Annotated in this window: 19 protein-coding genes, 2 tRNA genes and 1 other RNA gene; 14 read left to right on the top strand and 8 right to left on the bottom strand. The window is 53.5% G+C overall.

Annotation, left to right across the window (positions count from 1 at the left end; genetic code table 11):
* Nucleotides 1-239 precede the first annotated feature (239 nt).
* From LA04_RS08395 to narI, 5 genes are all read left to right on the top strand, one after another.
* Entirely contained in the window at nucleotides 240-1,637 is a 1,398-nt protein-coding gene (locus LA04_RS08395; RefSeq protein WP_047651170.1) for a NarK family nitrate/nitrite MFS transporter, read from the top strand.
* A gap of 381 nt (nucleotides 1,638-2,018) precedes the next feature.
* Nucleotides 2,019-5,762 (top strand): nitrate reductase subunit alpha, encoded by a 3,744-nt coding sequence (locus tag LA04_RS08390; protein WP_047651169.1) that lies wholly within the window; start codon nucleotides 2,019-2,021, stop codon nucleotides 5,760-5,762.
* On the top strand, nucleotides 5,759-7,294 hold the full coding sequence (gene narH, locus LA04_RS08385) for a nitrate reductase subunit beta (RefSeq protein ID WP_047651168.1): 1,536 nt from the start codon (nucleotides 5,759-5,761) through the stop codon (nucleotides 7,292-7,294). The genes LA04_RS08390 and narH overlap by 4 nt, the downstream gene beginning before the upstream one ends.
* Entirely contained in the window at nucleotides 7,291-8,001 is a 711-nt protein-coding gene (gene narJ / locus LA04_RS08380; RefSeq protein WP_039263578.1) for a nitrate reductase molybdenum cofactor assembly chaperone, read from the top strand. Before narH ends, narJ begins: the two co-directional genes overlap by 4 nt.
* Nucleotides 8,001-8,678 (top strand): respiratory nitrate reductase subunit gamma, encoded by a 678-nt coding sequence (narI, locus tag LA04_RS08375; protein WP_047651167.1) that lies wholly within the window; start codon nucleotides 8,001-8,003, stop codon nucleotides 8,676-8,678. The genes narJ and narI overlap by 1 nt, the downstream gene beginning before the upstream one ends.
* On the opposite strand, the gene LA04_RS08370 is transcribed toward narI, so the two are convergent.
* Nucleotides 8,675-9,571 carry a DMT family transporter gene (locus LA04_RS08370; protein ID WP_047651166.1) on the bottom strand — a complete coding sequence of 299 codons (897 nt, stop codon included), beginning with the start codon at nucleotides 9,569-9,571 and terminating at the stop codon, nucleotides 8,675-8,677. The two genes, narI and LA04_RS08370, sit on opposite strands and share 4 nt — an antisense overlap.
* Nucleotides 9,572-9,678: 107 nt before the next feature.
* Between LA04_RS08370 and LA04_RS08365 the strand changes: the two genes are divergently transcribed.
* Nucleotides 9,679-10,122, top strand: coding sequence for an Lrp/AsnC family transcriptional regulator (locus tag LA04_RS08365; protein ID WP_047651165.1), 444 nt, complete (start codon nucleotides 9,679-9,681; stop codon nucleotides 10,120-10,122).
* 79 nt (nucleotides 10,123-10,201) lie between these two features.
* Here LA04_RS08365 and LA04_RS23110 read toward each other — a convergent pair.
* From LA04_RS23110 to LA04_RS08345, 5 genes are all read right to left on the bottom strand, one after another.
* Nucleotides 10,202-10,332, bottom strand: a non-coding RNA gene (locus tag LA04_RS23110) — RtT sRNA.
* A 45-nt stretch (nucleotides 10,333-10,377) separates the two neighbouring features.
* Nucleotides 10,378-10,462: transfer RNA gene (locus LA04_RS08360), tRNA-Tyr, on the bottom strand.
* A 35-nt stretch (nucleotides 10,463-10,497) separates the two neighbouring features.
* A tRNA-Tyr gene (locus LA04_RS08355) sits at nucleotides 10,498-10,582 on the bottom strand.
* Between the two features lie 156 nt (nucleotides 10,583-10,738).
* Nucleotides 10,739-11,581 (bottom strand): formyltetrahydrofolate deformylase, encoded by an 843-nt coding sequence (gene purU, locus LA04_RS08350; RefSeq protein ID WP_047651164.1) that lies wholly within the window; start codon nucleotides 11,579-11,581, stop codon nucleotides 10,739-10,741.
* A gap of 46 nt (nucleotides 11,582-11,627) precedes the next feature.
* Complete coding sequence (locus tag LA04_RS08345) at nucleotides 11,628-12,086, bottom strand: YchJ family protein (protein WP_047651163.1); 459 nt, start codon at nucleotides 12,084-12,086, stop codon at nucleotides 11,628-11,630.
* Between the two features lie 114 nt (nucleotides 12,087-12,200).
* Between LA04_RS08345 and rssA the strand changes: the two genes are divergently transcribed.
* The 3 genes from rssA to galU all read left to right on the top strand — a co-directional run bounded on the left by rssA (nucleotide 12,201) and on the right by galU (nucleotide 15,317).
* Nucleotides 12,201-13,103 (top strand): patatin-like phospholipase RssA, encoded by a 903-nt coding sequence (gene rssA / locus LA04_RS08340; protein WP_047651162.1) that lies wholly within the window; start codon nucleotides 12,201-12,203, stop codon nucleotides 13,101-13,103.
* Between the two features lie 91 nt (nucleotides 13,104-13,194).
* A complete protein-coding gene (rssB, locus tag LA04_RS08335; RefSeq protein ID WP_047651161.1) occupies nucleotides 13,195-14,208 on the top strand; it encodes a two-component system response regulator RssB in 1,014 nt (337 codons plus the stop codon).
* A 200-nt stretch (nucleotides 14,209-14,408) separates the two neighbouring features.
* Complete coding sequence (gene galU / locus LA04_RS08330; RefSeq protein WP_047651160.1) at nucleotides 14,409-15,317, top strand: UTP--glucose-1-phosphate uridylyltransferase GalU; 909 nt, start codon at nucleotides 14,409-14,411, stop codon at nucleotides 15,315-15,317.
* A 201-nt stretch (nucleotides 15,318-15,518) separates the two neighbouring features.
* Here galU and hns read toward each other — a convergent pair whose 3' ends face one another.
* The gene (hns, locus tag LA04_RS08325; protein WP_008502781.1) at nucleotides 15,519-15,932 is read right to left on the bottom strand and encodes a histone-like nucleoid-structuring protein H-NS; all 414 of its coding nucleotides are present in this window, start codon (nucleotides 15,930-15,932) and stop codon (nucleotides 15,519-15,521) included.
* A 548-nt stretch (nucleotides 15,933-16,480) separates the two neighbouring features.
* Between hns and tdk the strand changes: the two genes are divergently transcribed.
* A complete protein-coding gene (gene tdk / locus LA04_RS08320) occupies nucleotides 16,481-17,095 on the top strand; it encodes a thymidine kinase (RefSeq protein WP_047651159.1) in 615 nt (204 codons plus the stop codon).
* Nucleotides 17,096-17,162: 67 nt separating this feature from the next.
* Here tdk and adhE read toward each other — a convergent pair whose 3' ends face one another.
* Complete coding sequence (gene adhE, locus LA04_RS08315) at nucleotides 17,163-19,841, bottom strand: bifunctional acetaldehyde-CoA/alcohol dehydrogenase (protein ID WP_047651158.1); 2,679 nt, start codon at nucleotides 19,839-19,841, stop codon at nucleotides 17,163-17,165.
* Between the two features lie 478 nt (nucleotides 19,842-20,319).
* On the opposite strand from adhE, the gene LA04_RS08310 reads away from it, so the two are divergent.
* The 4 genes from LA04_RS08310 to oppC all read left to right on the top strand — a co-directional run bounded on the left by LA04_RS08310 (nucleotide 20,320) and on the right by oppC (nucleotide 25,297).
* The gene (locus LA04_RS08310) at nucleotides 20,320-20,967 is read left to right on the top strand and encodes a YchE family NAAT transporter (RefSeq protein WP_021240330.1); all 648 of its coding nucleotides are present in this window, start codon (nucleotides 20,320-20,322) and stop codon (nucleotides 20,965-20,967) included.
* A gap of 770 nt (nucleotides 20,968-21,737) precedes the next feature.
* On the top strand, nucleotides 21,738-23,369 hold the full coding sequence (oppA, locus tag LA04_RS08305) for an oligopeptide ABC transporter substrate-binding protein OppA (protein ID WP_047651157.1): 1,632 nt from the start codon (nucleotides 21,738-21,740) through the stop codon (nucleotides 23,367-23,369).
* Nucleotides 23,370-23,453: 84 nt separating this feature from the next.
* Nucleotides 23,454-24,374 (top strand): oligopeptide ABC transporter permease OppB, encoded by a 921-nt coding sequence (oppB, locus tag LA04_RS08300; RefSeq protein ID WP_008502786.1) that lies wholly within the window; start codon nucleotides 23,454-23,456, stop codon nucleotides 24,372-24,374.
* A gap of 14 nt (nucleotides 24,375-24,388) precedes the next feature.
* On the top strand, nucleotides 24,389-25,297 hold the full coding sequence (gene oppC, locus LA04_RS08295) for an oligopeptide ABC transporter permease OppC (RefSeq protein WP_047651156.1): 909 nt from the start codon (nucleotides 24,389-24,391) through the stop codon (nucleotides 25,295-25,297).
* The last annotated feature ends 5 nt before the right edge of the window (nucleotides 25,298-25,302 follow it).

The following is a 25,302-nucleotide window of genomic DNA, read 5'->3' as shown; positions in this document are numbered from 1 at the left end:
CCCATACCAATAAAGGATTACCCCTAAATTGCCAACGGAGTAGGGGGAAGGAGGTGGGGGTAGCCTGGAACCGTCAGTGCCGTGAAAAACCACGTCTTTTTTACCGAATTAGCCTACTCACTAAGGGTAAGGCCTTATTTTACGCCGCAAATCCTCCCACTTTTCCTTTGATTTATATCAACTTACCGCCGCCCTAAAACCCTAATGTTTGCAGCATCATTCGAGAATCAGAGGTGTCTATGAGTCACTCATCCGCTCCCGAAAGGGAAAATGGTGCCGTTATTACAGACTGGCGTCCAGAGGATCCGGCGTTCTGGCAACAGCGCGGCCATCGTGTAGCAAGCCGGAATCTGTGGATTTCCGTGCCGTGTTTGTTATTAGCGTTTTGCGTATGGATGTTGTTTAGCGCGGTGGCGGTAAATCTGCCGAAAGTGGGTTTTACATTTACTACCGATCAGCTGTTTATGCTGACCGCGCTGCCGTCGCTGTCAGGCGCGCTGCTGCGTGTACCTTACGCGTTTATGGTGCCGGTGTTTGGCGGTCGTCGCTGGACGGCGTTCAGTACGGGCATCATGATCGTTCCCTGCGTCTGGCTCGGCTTCGCGGTGCAGGATACCTCTACGCCGTTCAGCGTGTTCGTGATTATCTCCCTGCTGTGCGGTTTTGCGGGCGCGAACTTCGCCTCCAGCATGGCGAACATCAGCTTCTTCTTCCCGAAAGCGAAGCAGGGCGGTGCGCTGGGCATTAACGGCGGCCTGGGGAACATGGGCGTCAGCGTGATGCAGCTCATTGCCCCGCTGGCGATCTCCGTTTCTATTTTCGCGGCCTTTGGCGGCGGTGGCGTTGAGCAGGCGGATGGTTCTTCCCTCTATCTGCAGAACGCCGCCTGGATCTGGGTACCTTTCCTGGTGGTCTTCACCCTCGCAGCCTGGTTCTTTATGAACGACCTGTCCGCGTCGAAGGCGTCGCTGAGCGAACAGCTGCCGGTGCTGAAGCGCGGACACCTCTGGGTGATGGCGCTGCTGTATCTGGCCACCTTCGGTTCGTTTATCGGCTTCTCGGCGGGCTTCGCGATGCTGTCGAAAACCCAGTTTCCGGAGATTCAGATCCTGCAATTCGCCTTCTCCGGACCGTTTATTGGTGCCCTGGCGCGTTCGCTGGGCGGCATGGTCTCTGACCGCCTGGGAGGTACCCGCGTGACGCTGGTTAACTTCGTCGTGATGGCGGTCTTCTGCGCGCTGCTGTTCCTGACGCTGCCCGCTGACGGACAGGGCGGTAACTTCATCGCCTTCTTCGGCGTGTTTATGGTGCTGTTCCTGACGGCCGGGCTCGGGAGTGCGTCTACCTTCCAGATGATCTCCGTGATCTTCCGTAAGCTGACGATGGATCGCGTGAAGGCGCAGGGCGGGAGCGAAGAGCAGGCCATGCGCGAAGCGGCGACGGATACGGCCGCGGCGCTGGGCTTTATCTCTGCCATCGGCGCGATTGGCGGCTTCTTTATCCCGAAAGCGTTCGGTATCTCTCTGGACCTGACCGGCTCTCCGGCCGGTGCCATGAAAGTCTTCCTCGTCTTCTATATCGCCTGCGTTGTGATTACGTGGCTGGTATATGGCCGAAATACCAAAAAAAATAAGTAAGTGTGATTATCCGTTTACGCGGCCTTCGGGCCGCGTTTTTTTTAGCCTGAATAATAGTTACAACATACTTAAGGCTTTTACGGCAGACGCCTGCGGTGACATTGCGATCGCCATCGCTTTGCAGGTGGGTCTACCCCTTAATACCTGAGAGGTTAAATTTTGACTGGCTTTTTGTACGATAAAATAAAAATAACTCTATATTTCATGATGATATGAAATTTTTGAAGATACCACTTTGGTGGTATTTGGTGTAACCCCTCCCCGGAAAGTCCCTCCTCGTCTTGATCGTTATCAATTCTCCTCCTCTTTCAGGGCGTTACCTTCGCTGCAAATCAGCAATGTCGATTTAGAGAGCCACAGGCTCCACACAGGAGATACCCGATGAGCAAATTTTTGGACCGGTTTCGCTACTTCAAACAGAAGGGTGAAACTTTTGCCGATGGGCACGGCCAGGTTCTGGATACCAACCGGGACTGGGAAGACGGTTACCGCCAGCGCTGGCAGCATGACAAAGTCGTCCGTTCGACCCACGGCGTGAACTGTACCGGTTCATGCAGCTGGAAGATTTTCGTTAAAAACGGTCTGGTGACCTGGGAAATGCAGCAGACCGACTATCCGCGCACCCGCCCGGATATGCCAAACCACGAACCGCGCGGCTGCCCGCGCGGTGCCAGCTACTCCTGGTATCTCTACAGCGCCAACCGTCTGAAATACCCGCTGATGCGTAAGCGCCTGATGAAAATGTGGCGTGAGGCGAAAGCGCAGCACAGCGATCCGGTTGATGCCTGGGCGTCCATCATCGAAGACGCGGACAAAGCAAAAAGCTTCAAGCAGGCTCGCGGTCGCGGTGGTTTCGTTCGCTCCTCATGGAAAGAGGTAAACGAGCTGATTGCCGCCTCCAACGTCTACACCGTTAAAACCTACGGTCCTGACCGCGTGGCGGGCTTCTCGCCTATCCCGGCGATGTCGATGGTCTCTTACGCCTCCGGGGCGCGCTATCTGTCGCTGATCGGCGGTACCTGCCTGAGCTTCTACGACTGGTACTGCGACCTGCCGCCTGCGTCTCCGCAGACCTGGGGCGAGCAGACCGACGTGCCGGAGTCTGCGGACTGGTACAACTCCAGCTACATCATCGCCTGGGGCTCAAACGTTCCTCAGACCCGCACGCCGGACGCGCACTTCTTTACCGAAGTCCGTTACAAAGGCACTAAAACCGTGGCGGTCACCCCTGATTACGCGGAAATCGCCAAGCTTTGCGATCTGTGGCTGGCGCCGAAACAGGGTACCGACGCCGCGATGGCGATGGCGATGGGACACGTCATGCTGCGTGAATTCCACCTCGATAAGCCAAGCCAGTACTTCACCGACTACGTTCGCCGCTACACCGACATGCCGATGCTGGTGATGCTGGAAGAGCGTGAGGGCTACTATGCCGCGGGCCGCACGCTGCGCGCGGCCGATCTGGTGGATTCGCTGGGCCAGGAAAATAACCCTGAGTGGAAAACCGTTGCGTATAACAGCAACGGCGAGCTGGTGGCGCCAAACGGCTCTATCGGCTTCCGCTGGGGCGAGAAGGGCAAGTGGAACCTTGAGCAACGCAACGGTACGACCGGCGAAGAGACGGAGCTGCGCCTGAGCATGCTGGGCAGCCAGGACGAGATCGCCGAGGTCGGGTTCCCGTACTTCGGCGGTGAAGGTTCCGAGCACTTCAACAAGGTCGAACTGAAAAACGTTCTGATGCACAAGCTGCCGGTTAAGCGCCTGCAGCTGGCCGACGGTTCTACCGCGCTGGTCACCACCGTCTATGACCTGACCATGGCGAACTACGGTCTGGAGCGCGGCTTGGGCGATGAAAACTGCGCAACCGGCTATGACGACGTGAAGGCCTACACCCCGGCATGGGCGGAACAGATCACCGGTGTGCCACGCGCGCACATTACCCGTATCGCCCGTGAGTTCGCTGAAAACGCGGACAAAACGCACGGCCGTTCGATGATCATCGTCGGCGCGGGTCTGAACCACTGGTATCACCTCGATATGAACTATCGCGGTCTGATCAACATGCTGATCTTCTGCGGCTGCGTCGGTCAGAGCGGCGGCGGCTGGGCACACTACGTCGGCCAGGAAAAACTGCGTCCGCAGACCGGCTGGCAGCCGCTGGCGTTTGCCCTCGACTGGCAGCGTCCGGCACGTCACATGAACAGCACCTCCTACTTCTATAACCACTCCAGCCAGTGGCGCTACGAGACGGTCACCGCGCAGGAGCTGCTGTCGCCGATGGCGGATAAATCCCGCTACAGCGGCCACCTGATTGACTTCAACGTGCGCGCCGAGCGCATGGGCTGGCTGCCGTCTGCGCCGCAGCTGGGCACTAACCCGCTGCGCATTGCGGAAGCGGCGAAGCAGGCGGGCATGTCACCGGTGGATTACACCGTGAAATCCCTGAAGGATGGCTCCATCCGCTTCGCGGCTGAACAGCCGGAGAACGGTAAAAACCATCCGCGTAACCTGTTCATCTGGCGCTCCAACCTGCTGGGCTCGTCCGGCAAAGGCCACGAGTACATGCTGAAATACCTGCTCGGTACCGAAAACGGTATCCAGGGGAAAGATCTCGGCAAGCAGGGCGGCGTGAAGCCGGAAGAGGTGGAGTGGAAAGACAACGGTCTCGACGGCAAGCTGGATCTGGTGGTGACGCTCGACTTCCGTCTGTCCAGCACCTGCCTGTACTCCGACATCGTGCTGCCAACCGCGACCTGGTACGAAAAAGACGACATGAATACCTCGGATATGCATCCGTTTATTCATCCGCTGTCTGCGGCCGTTGACCCGGCGTGGGAATCGAAAAGCGACTGGGATATCTACAAAGACATCGCGAAGAAATTCTCCGAAGTCTGCGTAGGGCACCTCGGCAAAGAGACAGACGTGGTGACGCTGCCAATCCAGCACGACTCCGCCGCCGAACTGGCGCAGCCGCTGGACGTGAAGGACTGGAAAAAAGGTGAATGTGACCTGATCCCGGGCGTAACCGCGCCGCACATTATTCCGGTTGAACGCGACTATCCGGCAACCTATGAGCGCTTTACCTCTATCGGCCCGCTGATGGAGAAAATCGGTAACGGCGGGAAGGGGATCGCCTGGAACACCCAGAGCGAAATGGATCTGCTGCGCAAGCTCAACTACACCAAAGCGGACGGCCCGGCGAAAGGCCAGCCCATGCTGAACACGGCAATTGATGCGGCAGAGATGATCCTGACCCTGGCCCCGGAAACCAACGGCCACGTGGCCGTGAAAGCCTGGGCGGCACTGAGCGAGTTTACCGGTCGCGACCATACGCACCTGGCGACGAATAAAGAGGAAGAGAAAATCCGCTTCCGCGATATTCAGGCGCAGCCGCGCAAGATTATCTCCAGCCCTACCTGGTCAGGCCTGGAAGATGAGCACGTGTCTTATAACGCGGGCTACACCAACGTTCATGAGCTGATCCCATGGCGCACCCTGTCCGGCCGACAGTCGCTGTATCAGGATCACCAGTGGATGCGCGACTTCGGTGAAAGCCTGCTGGTCTACCGTCCGCCAATCGACACCCGCTCTGTGAAAGCCGTGATGGGGGCGAAATCGAACGGTAACCCTGAGAAGGCGCTTAACTTCCTGACGCCGCACCAGAAGTGGGGTATCCACTCCACCTACAGTGACAACCTGCTGATGCTGACCCTGTCTCGCGGCGGTCCGATTGTCTGGATGAGCGAAACGGACGCCAAAGATCTGGGGATCGAAGATAACGACTGGATCGAAGTGTTCAACAGCAACGGTGCCCTGACGGCGCGTGCGGTGGTGAGCCAGCGCGTACCGGCCGGGATGACCATGATGTATCACGCGCAGGAACGTATCGTTAACCTGCCGGGGTCAGAAATTACCGAGCAGCGCGGCGGGATCCATAACTCCGTGACCCGCATTACGCCGAAGCCGACCCACATGATCGGCGGCTATGCGCAGCTGGCCTACGGCTTTAACTACTACGGCACCGTAGGATCGAACCGCGATGAGTTCGTGGTGGTACGTAAGATGAAGAATATTAACTGGTTAGACGGCGAAGGTAATGACCAGGTACAGGAGAGCGTAAAATGAAAATTCGTTCACAAGTCGGCATGGTGCTGAATCTGGATAAATGCATCGGCTGTCATACCTGCTCGGTCACCTGTAAAAACGTCTGGACCAGCCGTGAAGGTATGGAGTACGCCTGGTTCAACAACGTGGAAAGCAAGCCGGGCACCGGCTTCCCGACCGACTGGGAAAACCAGGAGAAGTGGAAGGGCGGCTGGATCCGTAAAATCAACGGCAAGCTGCAGCCGCGCATGGGTAACCGCGCGATGCTGCTGGGTAAAATCTTCGCTAACCCGCACCTGCCGGGCATCGACGATTACTACGAGCCGTTTGACTACGACTACCAGAACCTGCACAACGCGCCGGAAAGCAAGCACCAGCCGATCGCCCGTCCTCGCTCGCTGATCACCGGTCAGCGCATGGACAAAATTACCAGCGGTCCAAACTGGGAAGAGATTCTGGGCGGCGAGTTCGAGAAACGCGCCAAAGACCAGAACTTCGAGAACATGCAGAAGGCGATGTACGGCCAGTTCGAAAACACCTTCATGATGTATCTGCCGCGCCTGTGCGAGCACTGCCTCAACCCGGCGTGCGTGGCGACCTGCCCGAGCGGCGCCATCTACAAGCGTGAAGAAGACGGCATCGTGCTGATCGACCAGGACAAGTGCCGCGGCTGGCGTATGTGCATCACCGGCTGCCCGTACAAAAAAATCTACTTCAACTGGAAGAGCGGTAAATCTGAGAAGTGCATCTTCTGCTACCCGCGTATTGAAGCCGGAATGCCGACCGTCTGCTCAGAAAGCTGCGTAGGCCGTATTCGCTACCTCGGCGTGCTGCTGTATGACGCGGACGCGATTGAAAACGCCGCGAGCACCGAGCACGAGAAGGATCTGTATCAGCGTCAGCTGGACGTGTTCCTCGACCCGAACGATCCGAATGTGATTGAGCAGGCGCTGAAGGACGGCGTGCCGCAGAGCGTGATTGACGCCGCGCAGCAGTCTCCGGTGTACAAGATGGCGATGGACTGGAAGCTGGCCCTGCCGCTGCATCCGGAATACCGCACCTTGCCGATGGTCTGGTACGTGCCGCCGCTGTCGCCGATTCAGTCTGCCGCTGACGCGGGCGAGCTGGGCAGCAACGGCATCCTGCCGGACGTGGAAAGCCTGCGTATTCCGGTTCAGTACCTGGCGAATCTGTTGACCGCAGGGGATACCCAGCCGGTACTGCTCGCGCTGAAGCGTATGCTGGCGATGCGTCACTTCAAACGTGCGGAAACCGTAGACGGTGTGACCGATACCCGCGCGCTGGAAGAGGTCGGTCTGACCGAAGCGCAGGCGCAGGAGATGTACCGCTATCTGGCGATTGCCAACTACGAAGACCGTTTCGTGGTGCCGAGCAGCCACCGCGAGCTGGCCCGCGAAGCCTTCCCGGAAAAAAATGGCTGTGGCTTTACCTTTGGTGACGGTTGCCACGGGTCAGACAGCAAATTCAACCTGTTCAACAGCCGCCGCATCGATGCCATGGATGTGACCAGCAAAACGGAGCCGCACCAATGATTGAACTCGTCATTGTTTCGCGTCTGCTCGAGTACCCGGATGCTGCGCTTGCGCAGCATCAGCAGGAACTCTTTGATGCACTCGCGTCATCTGAAAACCTGGATAAAGACGATGCCCAGCGGCTTGGCGTTTTCCTCCGCGATCTGCTGGCGCGCGACCTTCTGGATGCCCAGTCGGACTACAGCCAGCTGTTTGACCGGGGGCGTGCGACCTCGCTGCTGCTGTTTGAACACGTTCACGGTGAGTCCCGTGACCGCGGTCAGGCGATGGTGGACCTGATGGCCCAGTATGAACAGCACGGCCTGCAGCTCGACAGCCGCGAACTGCCGGACCATCTGCCGCTCTATCTGGAGTACCTGGCGCAGCTGCCGAAAGAGGAGGCGCTGGGCGGTCTGCAGGACATCGCGCCGATCCTGGCGCTGCTCGGCGCGCGTCTTCAGCAGCGCGAGAGCCGCTATGCGGTGCTGTTCGATCTGCTGGTGAAGCTGGCCAACGCCGCGGTCGACAGTGAAAAAGTGGCGGAGAAAATCGCGGATGAAGCCCGCGACGATACCCCACAGGCGCTGGATGCGGTCTGGGAAGAAGAGCAGGTGAAATTCTTTGCTGACCAGAACTGCGGCGAGTCTGAAATCTCCGCTCACCAGCGTCGTTTTGCCGGCGCGGTTGCCCCGCAATATTTGAATATCTCTAACGGAGGACGGCACTAATGCACTTCCTGAATATGTTCTTCTTTGACATTTACCCGTATATCGCGGGCACCGTGTTCCTGGTGGGAAGCTGGCTGCGTTACGACTACGGCCAGTACAGCTGGCGTGCGGCCTCCAGCCAGATGCTGGACCGCAAAGGGATGCATGTGGGCTCTAACCTGTTCCACATCGGTATTCTGGGGATTTTTGCCGGTCACTTCCTGGGGATGCTGACGCCGCACTGGATGTATGAAGCGTGGCTGCCGATCGAGGTGAAGCAGAAGATGGCGATGATCGCCGGCGGTGCCTGCGGCGTGATGACCCTGGTAGGCGGCCTGTTGCTGCTGAAACGTCGTCTGTTCAGCCCGCGCGTGCGTGCAACCACGACCGCAGCGGACATCCTGATCCTCTCCCTGCTGATGGTGCAGTGTGCGCTGGGCCTGCTGACCATTCCATTCTCTGCGCAGCATATGGACGGCAGCGAAATGATGAAGCTGGTCGGCTGGGCGCAGTCCGTGGTGACCTTCCACGGCGGAGCCTCCGCGCACCTGGACGGCGTGGCGTTTATCTTCCGCGTTCACCTTGTGCTGGGGATGACGCTGTTTGTGCTGTTCCCGTTCTCTCGTCTGGTGCATATCTGGAGCGCGCCGGTGGAGTACCTGACGCGCAAATACCAGATTGTGCGCGCCCGCCGCTAATTCGTCGTTTTGATACCAACCCCGCACTCGCGGGGTTTTTTTTCGCCCCAGCCCAGGTTATTGCCCGCGGCAGCAAACAGGATCAGCGCGCCGCCCGCCAGTTGGGTCAGGTTCAGCGAGTGTCCGAACACCAGATTATCGACAACGATCGCCACCACCGGATAGATAAACGACAGGGAGCCGGTAATGGGCGTAGGCAGCTTCTGGATCGCGCTGTAGAGCAGCTGGTACATAATGCCGGTATGGACGATGCCCAGCGTCAGCAGGGTAGGCCAGGGAAAATCACCGGAAAATGACGGCATGCTGGCAAACGGCAAAAGCATCACGACGCCCGTCAGCACCTGGATAAAGGCAATATGCTGCGGCGCAACGGATCTGAGTTTGCGGGCAATAATGGCCGTGACCGCGTAGAAGAAAGCCGCGGCCATCGCCAGACCGATTCCGGCGAGCCATTCACCGCCGTGCGCGCCGGTCAGCTCGCTGGAGAGCAAGATCACCACGCCGCCAAAGGCGAGGAACAGCCAGCCCCATTTCACCAGGGTGACGCGCTCACCTAAAAACATCCCCATCAGGACCAGCATAAACGGCTGGGTGTTATAGACCACGGTCGAAAGACCAATCGAGATCCGTTCATAGGCCGCGAAGAGCAACAGCCAGTTCACCACGAGCGCTACGCCGCCGAGAATAGCCAGCAGCAGCGTGGGGCGGGTGAGGGGGCTAAAGGGCTTTTGACTCATCCGGATAAAAATAAAAAGCGCCATTGCCCCGATAAGACAGCGCCAGAACACCACTTCCGTCACCGGCAGACCGCTGAGTAAAACAAACGCACCGATAGAGCCGGAAATTAACATCGCCAGGCTCATTTGCCAGACGCCTTTATGGAAATCACGCATCATCCACCTCCTGATTGATGTGCATATTGTCGAAAATCGCTGTCGGGTTTTACAGGAGTGATATAAGGTTGAAGGAAGAAATCACTTTTAAAAATTAGGTGAAAAGAATGGAATACCTTATCGATGATATCGATCGGCAAATTTTAGCCTGTCTGGTCGAAGATGCGCGCATGTCGTTGAAGGTCCTCAGCGGACGCATTGGTCTGACGTCCCCCAGCACGGCAGAACGCCTGAAGAGGCTGGAGGAGCGCGGTGTGATTCAGGGGTATGGCGCACGGGTGAATCTGGCAGCGCTGGGGTATACCCTGCAGGCGCTGGTGCGCGTGCGGCCTTTGCCGGGGCTGTTGCATAAGGTGGATAAATACATTCAGGCGATGCCGGAGTGTATTGAGAGCGACAAAGTCACCGGGGAAGATTGCTTTGTGATTAGGCTGGTGGTGCGCTCGATAGAGCAGCTGGATGTGCTGCTGGACGGCCTGGCGGAGCATGCCCAGTGCAATACGTCAATTGTGAAAAGTTCGCCGGTGAAGCGTCGTTTGCCGCCGATGTAGGCTTCTGTCGCCGGGTGGCGGCTGCGCCTTACCCGGCCTACAACGACGGATTCGGTTCAGTTTTAAAATGATTTTTTGGATTAGATGGGGGAAGGATTACTCGGCGCGTTGCGCCTCGCCCTTCGGGTCGTTGCCTACGGCAACGCTTTCTCGCTGCGCTCGAATCGAACCTTAGTCGAAGCTTCTCATCCTTCCCCGTTACGGAAATGCATGATGCATGGTGCGCACGTAAGGTTTGGAGTCGTTTGAAAGTGGTGGTGGTGGGGGAAGGATTCGAACCTTCGAAGTCGATGACGGCAGATTTACAGTCTGCTCCCTTTGGCCGCTCGGGAACCCCACCAGGGGTAATTCAAATTTTGAGGTCGTGCTGAGAGATGGTGGTGGGGGAAGGATTCGAACCTTCGAAGTCGATGACGGCAGATTTACAGTCTGCTCCCTTTGGCCGCTCGGGAACCCCACCACGGGGTAATGCTTTTACTGGCCTGCTTCCTGCTGGAAGCGGGGCGCATCATATCAAATGAGACGCCCCTGTAAAGCATTCCTTTAGGTAAATGAAGCTGTTTGCCTGCTTTTTATCCGTAAAGGCGTAAAGCTAATCAATTCATTTTCCGAAAGATTAAAGAATGATGGTTCTGTTGCCGTAGACAAAGACACGCTGTGCCAGCACCTGATACAGAGCGCGACTGAGCACGTTCTTCTCAACGTCACGCCCTGCACGCATCATGTCCTCGGCCGTGTAGGTGTGGTCCACGTGAATCACGTCCTGCATGATGATTGGACCTTCGTCTAGGTTGTCATTCACGTAGTGTGCGGTCGCACCGATGATCTTCACGCCGCGCTCGTAGGCCTGGTGGTAGGGACGCGCACCAATAAAGGCCGGCAGGAACGAGTGGTGAATGTTGATGATCTTGTTCGGGAAACGCGCCACGAAGGATGGCGTTAACACGCGCATATATTTCGCCAGCACCACGTAGTCCGGGTTATGCGCTTCAATGGCCTGGGCCATCAGATCGTCGTGCTCTTCGCGGGTATGGCCTTCATGGCTGACCAGCTCAAACGGAATATCAAAACGCTCGACCAGCGTGCGCAGCGTCTCATGGTTGCCAATAACGGCAGCTATTTCCACGTCCAGACCGCCGTAGTTTGCTTTCATCAGCAGGTCGCCAAGACAGTGTGCTTCTTTGGTCACCAGGATCACGATGCGGCGTTGACCGGCTGGGGTCAGTTCGCGCACGGAGCCTTCCGGAAGCGCGCTGTCGAGATCGGCAAGCAGGGTGGTGTCGTTGAAAATACCTTCCAGTTCGGTACGCATAAAGAAGCGGCCGGTACGGTGGTCAACGAACTCGTTGTTCTGCACGATATTCAGTTCATGTTTGTAGCAAATGTTGGTAATTCGTGCGATCAGCCCTTTTTGATCGGGACAGATGGTGCGCAGAACTTTACGTTGTAATGATTGCATCGCCGGGAAATCCTGTTTGTATTTGCGAAGTCTGGGTTGTCAGGCATTACTGCCCGCAACACTTTTTAAATTTTTTACCTGAACCACACGGGCAGGGATCGTTACGACCAAACTGTGGGCGCGTTCCGTCAATATAATACCACTGCCCGCTTTCCTTTAAGAACCGGGAACGCTCGATAATGGCCCCCGGTTTATTATTCTCGTTAAAACGGGCGACAAAGCTAACGTAACCTTCATCAACATGACTGCCCGTTGCGGATTCATAGACGGTGAGGCCGAGCCACTGCGTGTTCGCGAAGCCGGCTTCGATGTCCTGTCTGAATTCGGCAGCGTGGCAGGAGGGATGCCAGGTTTTAATCAGGTAGTCTGCGTCTTTGATCACAAAAGCAGTGTAACGTGAACGCATGAGGTGTGACGGGTCTGGTGCAACCTGATCGCCAGACAGATATCGCTGGCAACATAGGCTATACTCCAGAGCGCTACCACAAGGGCAGAGTTGAGACACGATTCTCTTCCTGGAACAAAAAATAAAGGCGTAAAACGCTTCGGGTAGCACTATGTTAACTGAGCTGTTGCGTTGACGCTATGTCAGGAATCCAGGGGAAGTAAAACAGGGCTAATGAGAAAGGTAAAAATTGGACTGGCGCTGGGCTCAGGTGCAGCCCGGGGATGGTCACACATCGGCGTGATTAATGCCTTAAACAAGATGGGCATTGACGTAGATATTGTCGCAGGGTGTTCAATAGGATCGCTTGTCGGCTCCGCTTACGCGTGCGGGAAGCTTCCTGAACTTGAGACATGGGTGCGTTCCTTCAGCTACTGGGACGTCCTGCGTCTGATGGACCTCTCGTGGCAGCGTGGCGGGCTGTTGCGCGGCGAACGCGTCTTTAACCAGTTCCGTCAGGTTATGCCTCTCGAAGACTTCACGGATTGTCAGATGCCCTTCGGCGCCGTCGCGACGAACCTCAGCACGGGACGCGAACTGTGGTTAACCGAAGGGGATATCCATCTTGCCGTGCGCGCCTCCTGCAGCATGCCGGGGCTCATGGCACCTGTCCCACACAACGGTTACTGGCTTGTCGACGGGGGCGTCGTGAACCCGGTTCCCATCTCTCTGACTCGTGCAATGGGGGCGGATATCGTGATTGCCGTCGACCTGCAGCACGACGCCCACCTGATGCAACAGGACCTCATGCCGGTCAATCTCCAGAGCGAAGATGCCGAGGGCGAGAAACTGGCCTGGCATGAGCGCCTGCGCGGCAGAATCGGGCGTATGGCCGCGCGACGCTCGGTTGTCGCGCCGACGGCGATAGAAATCATGACCACGTCAATCCAGGTTCTGGAGAATCGCCTCAAGCGCAATCGTATGGCAGGCGACCCTCCGGATATTCTTATTCAGCCGTACTGTCCGCAAATCTCTACTCTTGATTTCCATAGGGCTGAGGCCGCCATCGCAGCGGGCTCGTTAGCCGTCGAAAAGAAAATGGACGAATTGTTGCCTTTTGTGCAGACCGCACGTTAAGCACCTTTTTTTGACTACTTCAGCAAAATCTGACAGGCGATAGTGCCGATCGCATGCCACTATTTAGTTACTGTCAGCCAGGGGAGGAACCATGACGCAGCCATTGGCCGGAAAACACATTTTGATTGTTGAAGACGAGCCCGTTTTCCGATCGCTACTGGATTCGTGGTTATCATCGCTGGGAGCCATTACTTCACTGGCTGAAGATGGTATCGACGCCCTGGAAAAAATGATCAGCGTTACGCCCGATTTGATGATTTGCGACATTGCGATGCCGCGCATGAATGGACTGAAGCTGGTTGAACATCTGCGTAACGAAGGTAACCAGACGCCGATTCTGGTGATCTCTGCCACAGAGAATATGGCGGATATCGCCAAAGCATTGCGTCTTGGCGTACAGGATATTCTGCTTAAACCGGTCAAGGATCTGAACCGGCTGCGAGAAACGGTCTTAGCGTGCCTTTATCCGAATATGTTTAATTCCCGGGTAGAGGAGGAGGAGCGTCTTTTCCAGGACTGGGATGCCCTGGTGAGTGATCCTCCTGCTGCGGCGAAACTGTTGCAAGAACTTCAGCCGCCCGTACAGCAAACTATTTCACATTGCCGCGTAAATTATCGCCAGCTGGTGGCGGCTGACCAGCCGGGACTCGTGCTGGATATCGCACCATTATCTGATTCCGACCTTGCGTTTTATTCTCTGGATGTCACCCGTGCGGGGGATAATGGCGTATTAGCCGCGTTGCTTCTTCGCGCGCTATTTAATGGTTTGTTGCAGGAACAGTTATCGCATCAGGGACAACGGCTGCCGGAGTTAGGCAGTTTACTCAAACAGGTAAACCAGCTTTTTCGTCAGGCCAATTTACCTGGACAGTTCCCGCTGCTGGTCGGCTATTACCACAGCGGTTTAAAAAATCTGATCCTCGTCTCAGCAGGTCTCAACGCTTCACTGAATACCGGTGAACATCATATTGAGGTGAGTAACGGTGTGCCGCTTGGGACATTGGGCACGGCTTATCTTAATCAAATTAGCCACCGCTGTTCCTCCTGGCAGTGCCAAATTTGGGGCGCCGGGGGACGGCTACGCTTAATGTTGTCCACGGAATAAGCAATTGGATCTTAATTTTAAGATTGCTTTACCTGTGTTTTACGGGGAGTGCTACTATCGCTGCCCAGATTCATGCGTATTTGTCCTAATTGATCGGCAACGCGTTCTTTTCAGACCCGGACTGCGGGGCGAGGCTGATATACTCAACGCGTTATTTATTGCATAAAAGTTCAAAACTTGAACAGCTCAGGAGAATTTGAATGGCTGCCCTAAATTCGAAAGTCAGAAAGGCCGTCATCCCGGTAGCGGGATTGGGGACCAGGATGTTACCAGCAACTAAGGCAATTCCTAAAGAGATGCTGCCTCTGGTTGATAAGCCATTAATCCAGTATGTCGTTAATGAATGTATCGCAGCCGGCATCACTGAAATTGTGCTGGTTACGCATTCATCTAAAAACTCTATCGAAAACCATTTCGATACAAGCTTTGAACTTGAAGCCATGCTGGAAAAACGTGTTAAGCGTCAGCTGTTAGAAGAAGTTCAGTCTATTTGCCCGCCACACGTTACCATTATGCAGGTTCGTCAGGGCCTGGCTAAAGGTCTGGGCCACGCTGTTATGTGTGCACATCCTGTTGTAGGCGATGAGCCTGTAGCGGTAATTCTGCCTGACGTAATTCTGGACGAATACGAATCCGATCTTTCCCAGGATAACCTGGCAGAGATGATCAAACGTTTCGACGAAACCGGTAGCAGCCAGATTATGGTTGAGCCTGTTGAAGACGTGACGGCATACGGTGTGGTTGACTGCAAAGGCGTTAACCTTGAGCCGGGCGAAAGCGTGCCAATGGTTGGCGTGGTAGAGAAGCCTAAAGCCGACGTAGCGCCTTCAAACCTGGCCGTCGTAGGTCGCTATGTCCTGAGCGCTGAAATCTGGCCTCTGCTGGCTAAAACGCCTCCAGGAGCGGGTGATGAGATTCAGCTGACGGATGCCATTGATATGCTAATCGAGAAAGAGACCGTTGAGGCCTACCATATGAAAGGTAAGAGCCATGACTGCGGTAATAAGCTTGGTTATATGCAGGCGTTTGTTGAATATGGTATTCGCCACAATACTCTTGGTGAAGAATTTAAAACCTGGCTGAAAGAGAACGTAGGTATTAAGAAATAAGCCACGGTTACATATGTCCGAAACCGGTGAGGCGCTGCCCACCGGTTTTTTTATGCCCTAAACACTTCTGAAACCTGTCTCTAAGTACAGTTATTAAAATTGCCAAATAATGCTTTATGACAGAGTGTAAGGGGATGTTTGCGACAAATTTAGGTTAAAAAAAATCCCGCATTACGCGGGATTTTTCTGAATACTGCTGGATTAATCCTTGATCAGGAAGTCGTCCAGCTGTTTACCTTGTTCGTCCATGGCTTTCTTGATAACAGCAGGAGTGCGGCCCTGGCCAGTCCAGGTTTTAGTTTCGCCGTTCTCGTCAACGTAGCTATATTTAGCAGGACGTGCAGCACGCTTGGCTTTAGTACCGGTTTTAGCTGCAGCCATGCTGTTCAGCAATTCATTTGGATCGATACCATCAGCAATCAGCATTTCACGATATTGCTGCAGTTTACGAGTGCGTTCTTCGATTTCAGCAGCTGCTGCGCTTTCTTCTTCACGACGTTCATTAACTACAACTTCTAATTTTTCCAGCATTTCTTCAAGCGTTTCGAGGGTGCATTCTCTTGCCTGCGCACGAAGAGTACGGATGTTGTTCAGAATTTTAAGTGCTTCGCTCATTGTAGTAATCTCAAACTTATAATGGGGGGTGGTTTGTTGACCTAATAATAGAGCCATAAATTCAGTTGTGCAATAGCCAGGAATGTAAGGAATTCAAAAAATACTAAATAATGCCGCTATTATTAATTACGCTAACTTAAATTTCATCACCCCACAGTCTCGTTTGTTATCAGCTAACCCGGCTGAACCCGGCCGATTGCCTCTTTTTTTTGTGACATTTACCGCAGGAATTATAGTTGCGGCGGAGAAATATCAGCCTTTTGTATTAGTTCCGCGCCGTGATGTTAAGACTGAAATAGTTAATAAATAGTGAATTTTAAAGAACGGGGATTCCACTATAAAAAGCAGTGTTATGTTTGGGTGAACATATAACATATTGGCGGATTGAAGGGGTTTACTACATGTTTTAACGGGCTATTTTCACAAAAAGAAGGTTGTGAACTCCGCGCTGAAACGCTTCCCCTGCGTGCTACATCGCTGATGACCAGACAAATTATGGTACAATGAATCATCGGGAATATTACACATTGATTGGGGTTTTACGGCCAATGGCACAACTTTATTTCTACTATTCGGCTATGAATGCCGGGAAATCCACCGCGTTGCTGCAATCCTCGTACAATTACCAGGAGCGGGGGATGCGCAGCGTTGTTTATACGGCTGAAATTGACGATCGCTTTGGCGCAGGGAAGGTAAGTTCCAGAATAGGGCTCTCGTCGCCTGCCAGACTGTTTAACCCGAAAACCGATCTGTTTGAGGACATTCGCACAGAACACGCTGTTAAGCCCATTCACTGTGTTCTGGTAGATGAGTGCCAGTTCCTGACGCGTGAACAGGTTCATGCCCTTTCAGAGGTGGTCGATGAGCTCGATATTCCCGTGCTGTGTTACGGCCTGCGTACTGATTTCCGTGGTGAGCTCTTTGCAGGTAGCCAGTATTTGCTCGCCTGGTCGGATAAGCTTGTCGAATTGAAAACAATCTGCTTCTGTGGTCGCAAAGCCAGCATGGTGCTTCGCCTCGACCAGGCCGGGAAACCTTATGCAGATGGTGAGCAGGTGGTGATAGGCGGTAATGAACGCTATGTTTCGGTCTGTCGTAAGCATTATAAAGAAGCGCTAGCTGTAGGCTCGCTGACGGCGATTCAGCACGACAACAGAAAATAACATCCGCCTCATTATTCAGGCATAAAAAAACCCGCCATAAGACGGGTTTTTCATCTGCTGAGGTCAATTAAGCGCTTTTCTTCGCTTTCTTGTCAGCTTTGATGACAGGAACTTCTGTTTTCACAGCGGCAACGTCACCTTCTTTGAATTCACGACCGTAGTAGGTATCCAGCAGAATCTGTTTCAGCTCGGAGATCAGTGGGTAGCGCGGGTTAGCACCAGTACACTGGTCATCGAATGCATCTTCAGACAGCTTATCTACATGAGCGAGGAAGTCAGCTTCCTGAACGCCTGCTTCACGGATAGATTTAGGAATACCCAGCTCAGCTTTCAGGCTTTCCAGCCATGCCAGCAGTTTCTCAATCTTCGCGGCAGTACGGTCGCCCGGTGCGCTCAGACCAAGATGGTCTGCGATTTCAGCATAACGACGACGCGCTTGCGGACGGTCGTACTGGCTGAAAGCAGTCTGCTTGGTTGGGTTGTCGTTAGCGTTATAACGGATAACGTTGCTGATCAACAGGGCGTTCGCCAGACCGTGAGGAATGTGGAACTGAGAACCCAGTTTGTGCGCCATAGAGTGGCAAACACCCAGGAAGGCGTTCGCAAACGCGATACCGGCGATGGTTGCTGCGCTGTGAACGCGTTCACGTGCTACCGGGTTTTTAGCCCCTTCGTTGTAGGACGCTGGCAGGTTTTCCTTCAGCAGTTTCAACGCCTGCAGAGCCTGACCGTCAGAGAACTCAGATGCCAGCACAGAAACGTAAGCTTCCAGGGCGTGAGTTACCGCATCCAGACCACCGAACGCACACAGTGACTTCGGCATCTCCATAACCAGGTTCGCATCAACGATAGCCATGTCTGGGGTCAGTGCATAGTCAGCCAGTGGATATTTCTGACCTGTTGCATCGTCCGTTACTACCGCGAATGGCGTAACTTCTGAACCGGTACCGGAAGTGGTTGTTACCGCGATCATTTTCGCTTTTACGCCCATTTTCGGGAACTTGTAGATACGTTTACGGATATCCATAAAGCGCAGCGCCAGTTCTTCGAAGTGGGTTTCAGGGTGCTCGTACATGACCCACATGATTTTCGCGGCGTCCATTGGGGAACCACCACCCAGTGCAATAATCACATCTGGTTTGAAGGAGTTAGCCAGCTCAGCACCTTTACGCACAACGCTCAGGGTAGGGTCAGCTTCAACTTCAAAGAACACTTCAGTTTCAACGCCGGCCGCTTTCAGCACAGAGGTGATCTGGTCAGCGTAGCCGTTGTTGAACAGGAAACGGTCAGTCACGATGAGCGCACGTTTGTGGCCATCAGTAATCACTTCATCCAGCGCGATTGGCAGTGAGCCACGGCGGAAGTAGATAGATTTCGGAAGTTTGTGCCACAACATGTTTTCAGCTCGCTTAGCAACGGTTTTCTTGTTGATCAGGTGTTTTGGACCAACGTTTTCAGAGATGGAGTTACCACCCCAGGAACCACAACCCAGAGTCAGGGAAGGTGCGAGTTTGAAGTTGTACAGGTCACCGATACCACCCTGAGAAGCAGGGGTGTTAATCAGGATACGTGCAGTTTTCATCATCTGACCGAAGTGAGCAACGCGTTCTGGCTGGTTGTCCTGGTCGGTGTACAGACAAGACGTGTGACCGATACCGCCCATGGCAACCAGTTTCTCGGCTTTCTCTACCGCGTCTTCGAAATCTTTCGCACGGTACATGGCAAGCGTTGGAGACAGTTTTTCATGTGCAAACGGCTCGCTTTCGTCGACAACTTTCACTTCACCGATCAGAATTTTGGTGGTTGCCGGAACGGTAAAGCCTGCGAGCTCAGCAATTTTGTAAGCCGGCTGACCTACGATAGCGGCGTTCAATGCGCCATTTTTCAGGATAATGTCCTGAACCGCTTTCAGCTCTTTGCCCTGCAGCAGGTAGCCGCCGTGGCTGGCGAAACGCTCACGAACAGCGTCGTACACGGAATCGACAACAACAACAGACTGTTCAGATGCACAGATCACGCCGTTATCGAAGGTTTTAGACATCAGTACAGACGCAACGGCACGTTTGATGTCAGCGGTTTCGTCGATAACAACAGGGGTGTTACCGGCGCCCACACCGATCGCAGGTTTACCGGAGCTGTATGCGGCTTTAACCATGCCTGGACCACCGGTCGCCAGAATCAGGTTAATGTCCGGGTGGTGCATCAGCGCATTGGAGAGCTCAACGGAAGGTTGGTCGATCCAGCCAATCAGATCTTTTGGTGCGCCAGCAGCGATCGCCGCCTGCAGGACAATATCTGCAGCTTTGTTGGTCGCGTCTTTCGCACGTGGGTGTGGAGAGAAGATGATTGCGTTACGGGTCTTCAGGCTAATCAGTGATTTGAAGATAGCAGTAGACGTTGGGTTAGTTGTCGGAACAATACCGCAGATGATGCCGATAGGTTCAGCGATGGTGATGGTACCGAAGGTGTCGTCTTCGGACAGCACGCCACAGGTTTTCTCATCTTTATAGGCGTTGTAGATATACTCGGAAGCAAAGTGGTTTTTGATCACTTTATCTTCTACGATACCCATACCGGATTCGGCAACGGCCATTTTAGCGAGAGGGATTCGAGCATCTGCAGCAGCCAGTGCGGCCGCGCGGAAGATTTTATCAACCTGTTCTTGGGTGAAATTGGCATATTCACGCTGGGCTTTTTTAACGCGCTCGACGAGGGCGTTCAGTTCAGCGATATTAGTAACAGCCATAATGCTCTCCTGATAATGTTTAAACTCTTTTAGTAAACCAGCGCTCGATACGTCACACAGTATAGACAGAGCCGATACGACTTGCGTAACACAAAGTAAAACAAAGAGTTACTTTCTGCGTCTGCACACTAATTTACTAAAAGAGCCTTACCTTAGCATCATCCCTTTTTGTCAGGTGATCTCCCTGGGGGCGTAACCAAGATTACTCACTTCTGAGTACGGAAATCATGATCTGCGTCAATTTTCCCCCAAGCTGATACCTTTCAGCAGGGTTATTTCGTTGAGATTTTTCAAGTGTTAAATACTTACGTAAGTAATGGAAGCAGCGCTATCATTGATTATACATATGTTTAACATCCTGAAATGATAACGTTTTGCCACAGATTTCGAGTGAAGTATGCTGATAAAAAGGGTATCTTCAGCGCGATTTCTCATGACAAATTGTCAGTCCCGGGCATGTGTATAAGCGGAGCAAAACGTGATCCAAACGCTCTTTGATTTTCCAACGTATTTTAAATTTTTTATTGGTTTGTTTGCCCTGGTCAACCCGGTGGGGATCATTCCTGTCTTCATTAGTATGACGAGTTACCAGACGGCGGCGGCCAGGAATAAGACCAACCTCACCGCTAACCTGTCAGTGGCTATCATATTGCTCACCTCCCTTTTTCTTGGGGATGCCATTCTCCAACTCTTCGGCATTTCGATTGACTCTTTCCGCATAGCGGGTGGGATCCTGGTCGTGACCATCGCGATGTCCATGATCAGCGGTAAGCTGGGCGAGGATAAACAGAACAAGCAGGAGAAGTCAGAAACCGCCATCCGCGAAAGTATTGGCGTGGTGCCGCTGGCCTTACCGCTCATGGCTGGCCCCGGCGCCATCAGTTCAACCATTGTCTGGGGCACGCGTTACCATAGCCTGATGCACCTGATTGGTTTTTCCGTCGCCATTGCCATTTTCGCGCTCTGCTGTTGGGGGGTATTCCGCATGGCGCCCTGGCTGGTGCGCCTGTTGGGGCAGACGGGCATTAACGTCATAACGCGTATTATGGGCCTGCTGTTGATGGCGTTAGGGATTGAATTCATCGTTACGGGAATTAAAAGCATATTCCCCGGTTTGCTGCACTGATATTTCGTATGAAAGAACGGAGCCACGGCTCCGTTTTTTTACGTCATTATCAGTAAATCCTATAACTAAAGTTGAAATGCTCACATATCATAATAAATTCTACTAATAATGTTCATTGCTTGTATTTCAACAAGTTATTAATTCCCGCCAAACCCGCCTGCGCAGAAAACCTTCGATCGATCTGTTATTTTACTCACATGATACTCTGGGGCTTGCTGAGAGATAACCGAAATGATATTAGTAAATTCAACATTCCCCTAGATGAATGTGCTAAATAATAACCAGTTGTTAAATTTTTGTACAAAATCACTCGATGATAGCGCAGCGACGCGCGTGTAGAGAAAATTTTCTCTATCTTTTTGAATATCAGGCTTTTTTAGTGGTGTTCGATATCTGGCAGGGCTGCCCTCAACGACACGGTACTCACCGTAAAAGAGAATTGCTTAACAAATTTGCAAAATGTATTGGCGCGCGTTTACGCCATTTGATACTTTCCGGCCTAATATTTTGCAGCATAAAACAAGCAGATGAGAATTATTTTCATATGGTTCTCTTCTCAGATATCCATCGCAGGTCTCAAACAGGGGAGGCCTGCTAAGAATCGACGCAAGACGGCCATACGAGCTGTCAGTAATAAAAAAGTCGGTGATAGCAAGCAGTAAAAGAAGAACCTGACAGCAGCAAAAAAAACTCCTGCGCTGTACAGGCCCCAACAGGGGATTACACAGCTGGCGAAGGCCAGTCATTATAATGAGTGGAGTACCAACACAATGTCCATCATCACAAAAAAAAATCTGGTAGCGGCGGGGATTTTAACTGCGCTAATCGCGGGCAACGCTGCAATGGCTGCGGACGTTCCTGCAGGTGTTCAACTGGCGGAGAAACAGACGCTGGTGCGTAACAACGGTGCGGAAGTTCAGTCTCTCGACCCGCACAAAATTGAAGGTGTTCCTGAGTCCAACGTTAACCGCGACCTGTTCGAAGGCCTGCTGGTGACAGACGTAGACGGCCACCCGGCGCCGGGTGTAGCAGAAAAATGGGAAAACAAAGATTTCAAAGTCTGGACCTTCCATCTGCGTAAAGATGCGAAATGGTCCGACGGTACACCGGTCACAGCCGAAGATTTCGTTTATAGCTGGCAGCGTCTGGCGAATCCAAACACCGCCTCTCCGTATGCGAGCTACCTGCAATATGGCCACATTGCCAATATTGATGACATCATCGCGGGCAAAAAACCTGTAACCGATCTGGGCGTAAAAGCGATCGATGCCAATACCTTTGAAGTGACGTTGAGCGAACCTGTTCCGTACTTCTATAAGCTGCTGGTTCACCCGTCCGTCTCTCCGGTACCAAAATCCGCCGTGGAAAAATTTGGTGAAAAATGGACCCAGCCTGCCAATATCGTGACCAACGGTGCCTATAAGCTGAAAGACTGGGTGGTCAACGAGCGTATGGTCCTTGAGCGTAACCCGCAATACTGGGACAACGCTAAAACCGTTATTAATCAGGTTACCTATCTGCCAATTTCGTCCGAAGTGACTGACGTTAACCGCTACCGCAGCGGTGAAATCGACATGACCTATAACAACATGCCGATTGAACTGTTCCAGAAACTGAAAAAAGAGATCCCTAAAGAAGTTCACGTCGATCCGTACCTGTGCACCTATTACTATGAAATCAACAACCAGAAAGCACCGTTCACCGACGTACGTGTCCGTACCGCGCTGAAGCTGGCACTGGATCGCGATATCATCGTGAACAAAGTGAAAAACCAGGGCGATCTGCCAGCGTACAGCTATACCCCTCCATACACCGATGGCGCAAAACTGACCGAGCCAGAGTGGTTCAAACAGACTCAGGAACAGCGTAACGCGGAAGCGAAGAAACTGCTGGCCGAAGCGGGCTACACCGCAGATAAGCCGCTGACCTTCAGCCTGCTCTACAACACTTCCGATCTGCACAAAAAACTGGCTATCGCCGTTGCCTCAATCTGGAAAAAGAACCTGGGCGCGAACGTGAAGCTGGAGAACCAGGAGTGGAAAACCTTCCTCGACAGCCGTCATCAGGGCACCTTTGATGTGGCTCGTGCTGGCTGGTGTGCGGACTATAACGAACCGACCTCCTTCCTGAACACCATGCTGAGCGACAGCTCGAACAACACCGCTCACTATAAGAGCCCAGCTTTCGACAAGCTGATCGCCGACACGCTGAAAACCACTGACGAAGCACAGCGTAAAGAACTGTACTCTCAAGCCGAGCAGCAGCTGGATAAAGATTCCGCGATCGTTCCGGTTTACTACTACGTTAACGCCCGTCTGGTGAAACCGTGGGTAGGTGGATATACCGGTAAAGACCCGATGGATAATATCTACGTTAAAAACTTGTATATTATCAAGCATTAATGGCAATGAGTGGGGCGGGCATGCTCGCCCCACGGTGTCTAACCAACGTCACATAATATAGGCACACGCCAGAAGGTACGGGCAATGTTGAAATTTATCCTACGTCGCTGTCTTGAAGCGATTCCAACGCTATTTATTCTCATCACGATTTCCTTCTTCATGATGCGTCTTGCGCCGGGCAGTCCATTTACCGGTGAGCGTACGCTGCCGCCTGAAGTCATGGCGAATATCGAAGCGAAATACCACTTGAACGATCCTATCTCCACCCAGTACTTCAATTACCTGAAGCAGCTGGCCCACGGTGATTTTGGACCGTCATTTAAATATAAAGACTATTCCGTTAACGACCTGGTCGCGTCCAGCTTCCCGGTTTCGGCTAAGTTGGGTGCTGCGGCATTCATTCTGGCCATCGTTTTCGGGGTCACCGCAGGCGTTATCGCCGCGCTCAGACAAAATACCAAATGGGATTATGCCGTAATGGGGGTGGCAATGACCGGGGTAGTGATACCCAGCTTCGTTGTCGCGCCATTACTGGTGATGATATTTGCCATCACGCTGAAGTGGCTGCCTGGCGGCGGCTGGAACGGCGGGGCATTGAAGTTCATGATTTTGCCAATGGTGGCATTATCTCTGGCGTACATCGCCAGTATCGCGCGTATCACCCGTGGTTCAATGATCGAAGTGCTGCACTCGAACTTCATTCGTACCGCGCGCGCTAAAGGGCTGCCGATGCGTCGGATTATCTTCCGCCACGCGCTCAAACCGGCGCTGTTGCCCGTGCTCTCCTACATGGGACCGGCATTCGTTGGGATCATCACCGGCTCTATGGTTATCGAAACAATCTACGGCCTGCCTGGCATTGGTCAGCTGTTCGTTAATGGCGCGCTCAACCGCGACTATTCGCTGGTGCTGAGCCTGACCATTCTCGTCGGTGCGCTGACCATTCTCTTTAACGCTATTGTCGATGTGCTGTACGCCGTCATCGACCCGAAAATTCGTTACTAACGCTGGAGCACGCCATGATGTTGAGTAAGAAAAACAGCGAGGCGCTGGAAAACTTCAGTGAAAAACTGGAAGTAGAAGGTCGTAGCCTCTGGCAGGACGCGCGCCGTCGCTTTATGCACAACCGTGCAGCGGTTGCCAGTCTGGTTGTTCTGGTGGTCATCGCGCTGTTTGTGACCCTGGCGCCGATGCTGTCGCAATTTACCTATTTCGACACCGACTGGGGCATGATGTCCAGCGCGCCGGATATGGAATCAGGCCACTATTTTGGCACGGACTCCTCGGGACGCGACCTGCTGGTGCGTGTCGCTATTGGTGGCCGTATCTCGCTGATGGTCGGTATTGCTGCCGCGCTGGTCGCGGTGATCGTGGGTACGCTCTATGGCTCACTTTCCGGCTACCTCGGCGGCAAAATAGACTCGGTAATGATGCGTCTGCTGGAAATCCTGAACTCCTTCCCGTTTATGTTCTTCGTCATACTGCTGGTGACCTTCTTCGGCCAGAATATCCTGCTGATCTTCGTGGCTATCGGGATGGTTTCCTGGCTGGATATGGCGCGTATTGTTCGCGGCCAGACGCTGAGCCTCAAACGCAAAGAGTTTATCGAAGCTGCACAGGTTGGCGGTGTGTCCACCGGGAATATCGTGGTTCGCCATATCGTTCCTAACGTGCTGGGCGTGGTGGTGGTTTATGCCTCACTGCTGGTACCAAGCATGATCCTGTTTGAATCTTTCCTGAGCTTCCTGGGTCTCGGTACACAAGAGCCTCTGAGCAGCTGGGGCGCGCTGCTGAGCGATGGCGCAAACTCGATGGAAGTTTCACCGTGGCTGCTGCTTTATCCGGCGGGTTTCCTGGTCGTCACCCTGTTTTGTTTTAACTTTATCGGCGATGGCCTGCGTGATGCCCTCGACCCGAAAGACCGTTAAGGAGC

It is taken from the genome of Enterobacter sp. UCD-UG_FMILLET (assembly GCF_000762975.1).
In the GTDB taxonomy this organism is placed as follows: Bacteria; Pseudomonadota; Gammaproteobacteria; order Enterobacterales; family Enterobacteriaceae; genus Enterobacter; species Enterobacter dykesii.
Note: the sequence above shows the minus strand (reverse complement) of the source record. Positions and strands in the feature narration are given on the sequence as shown.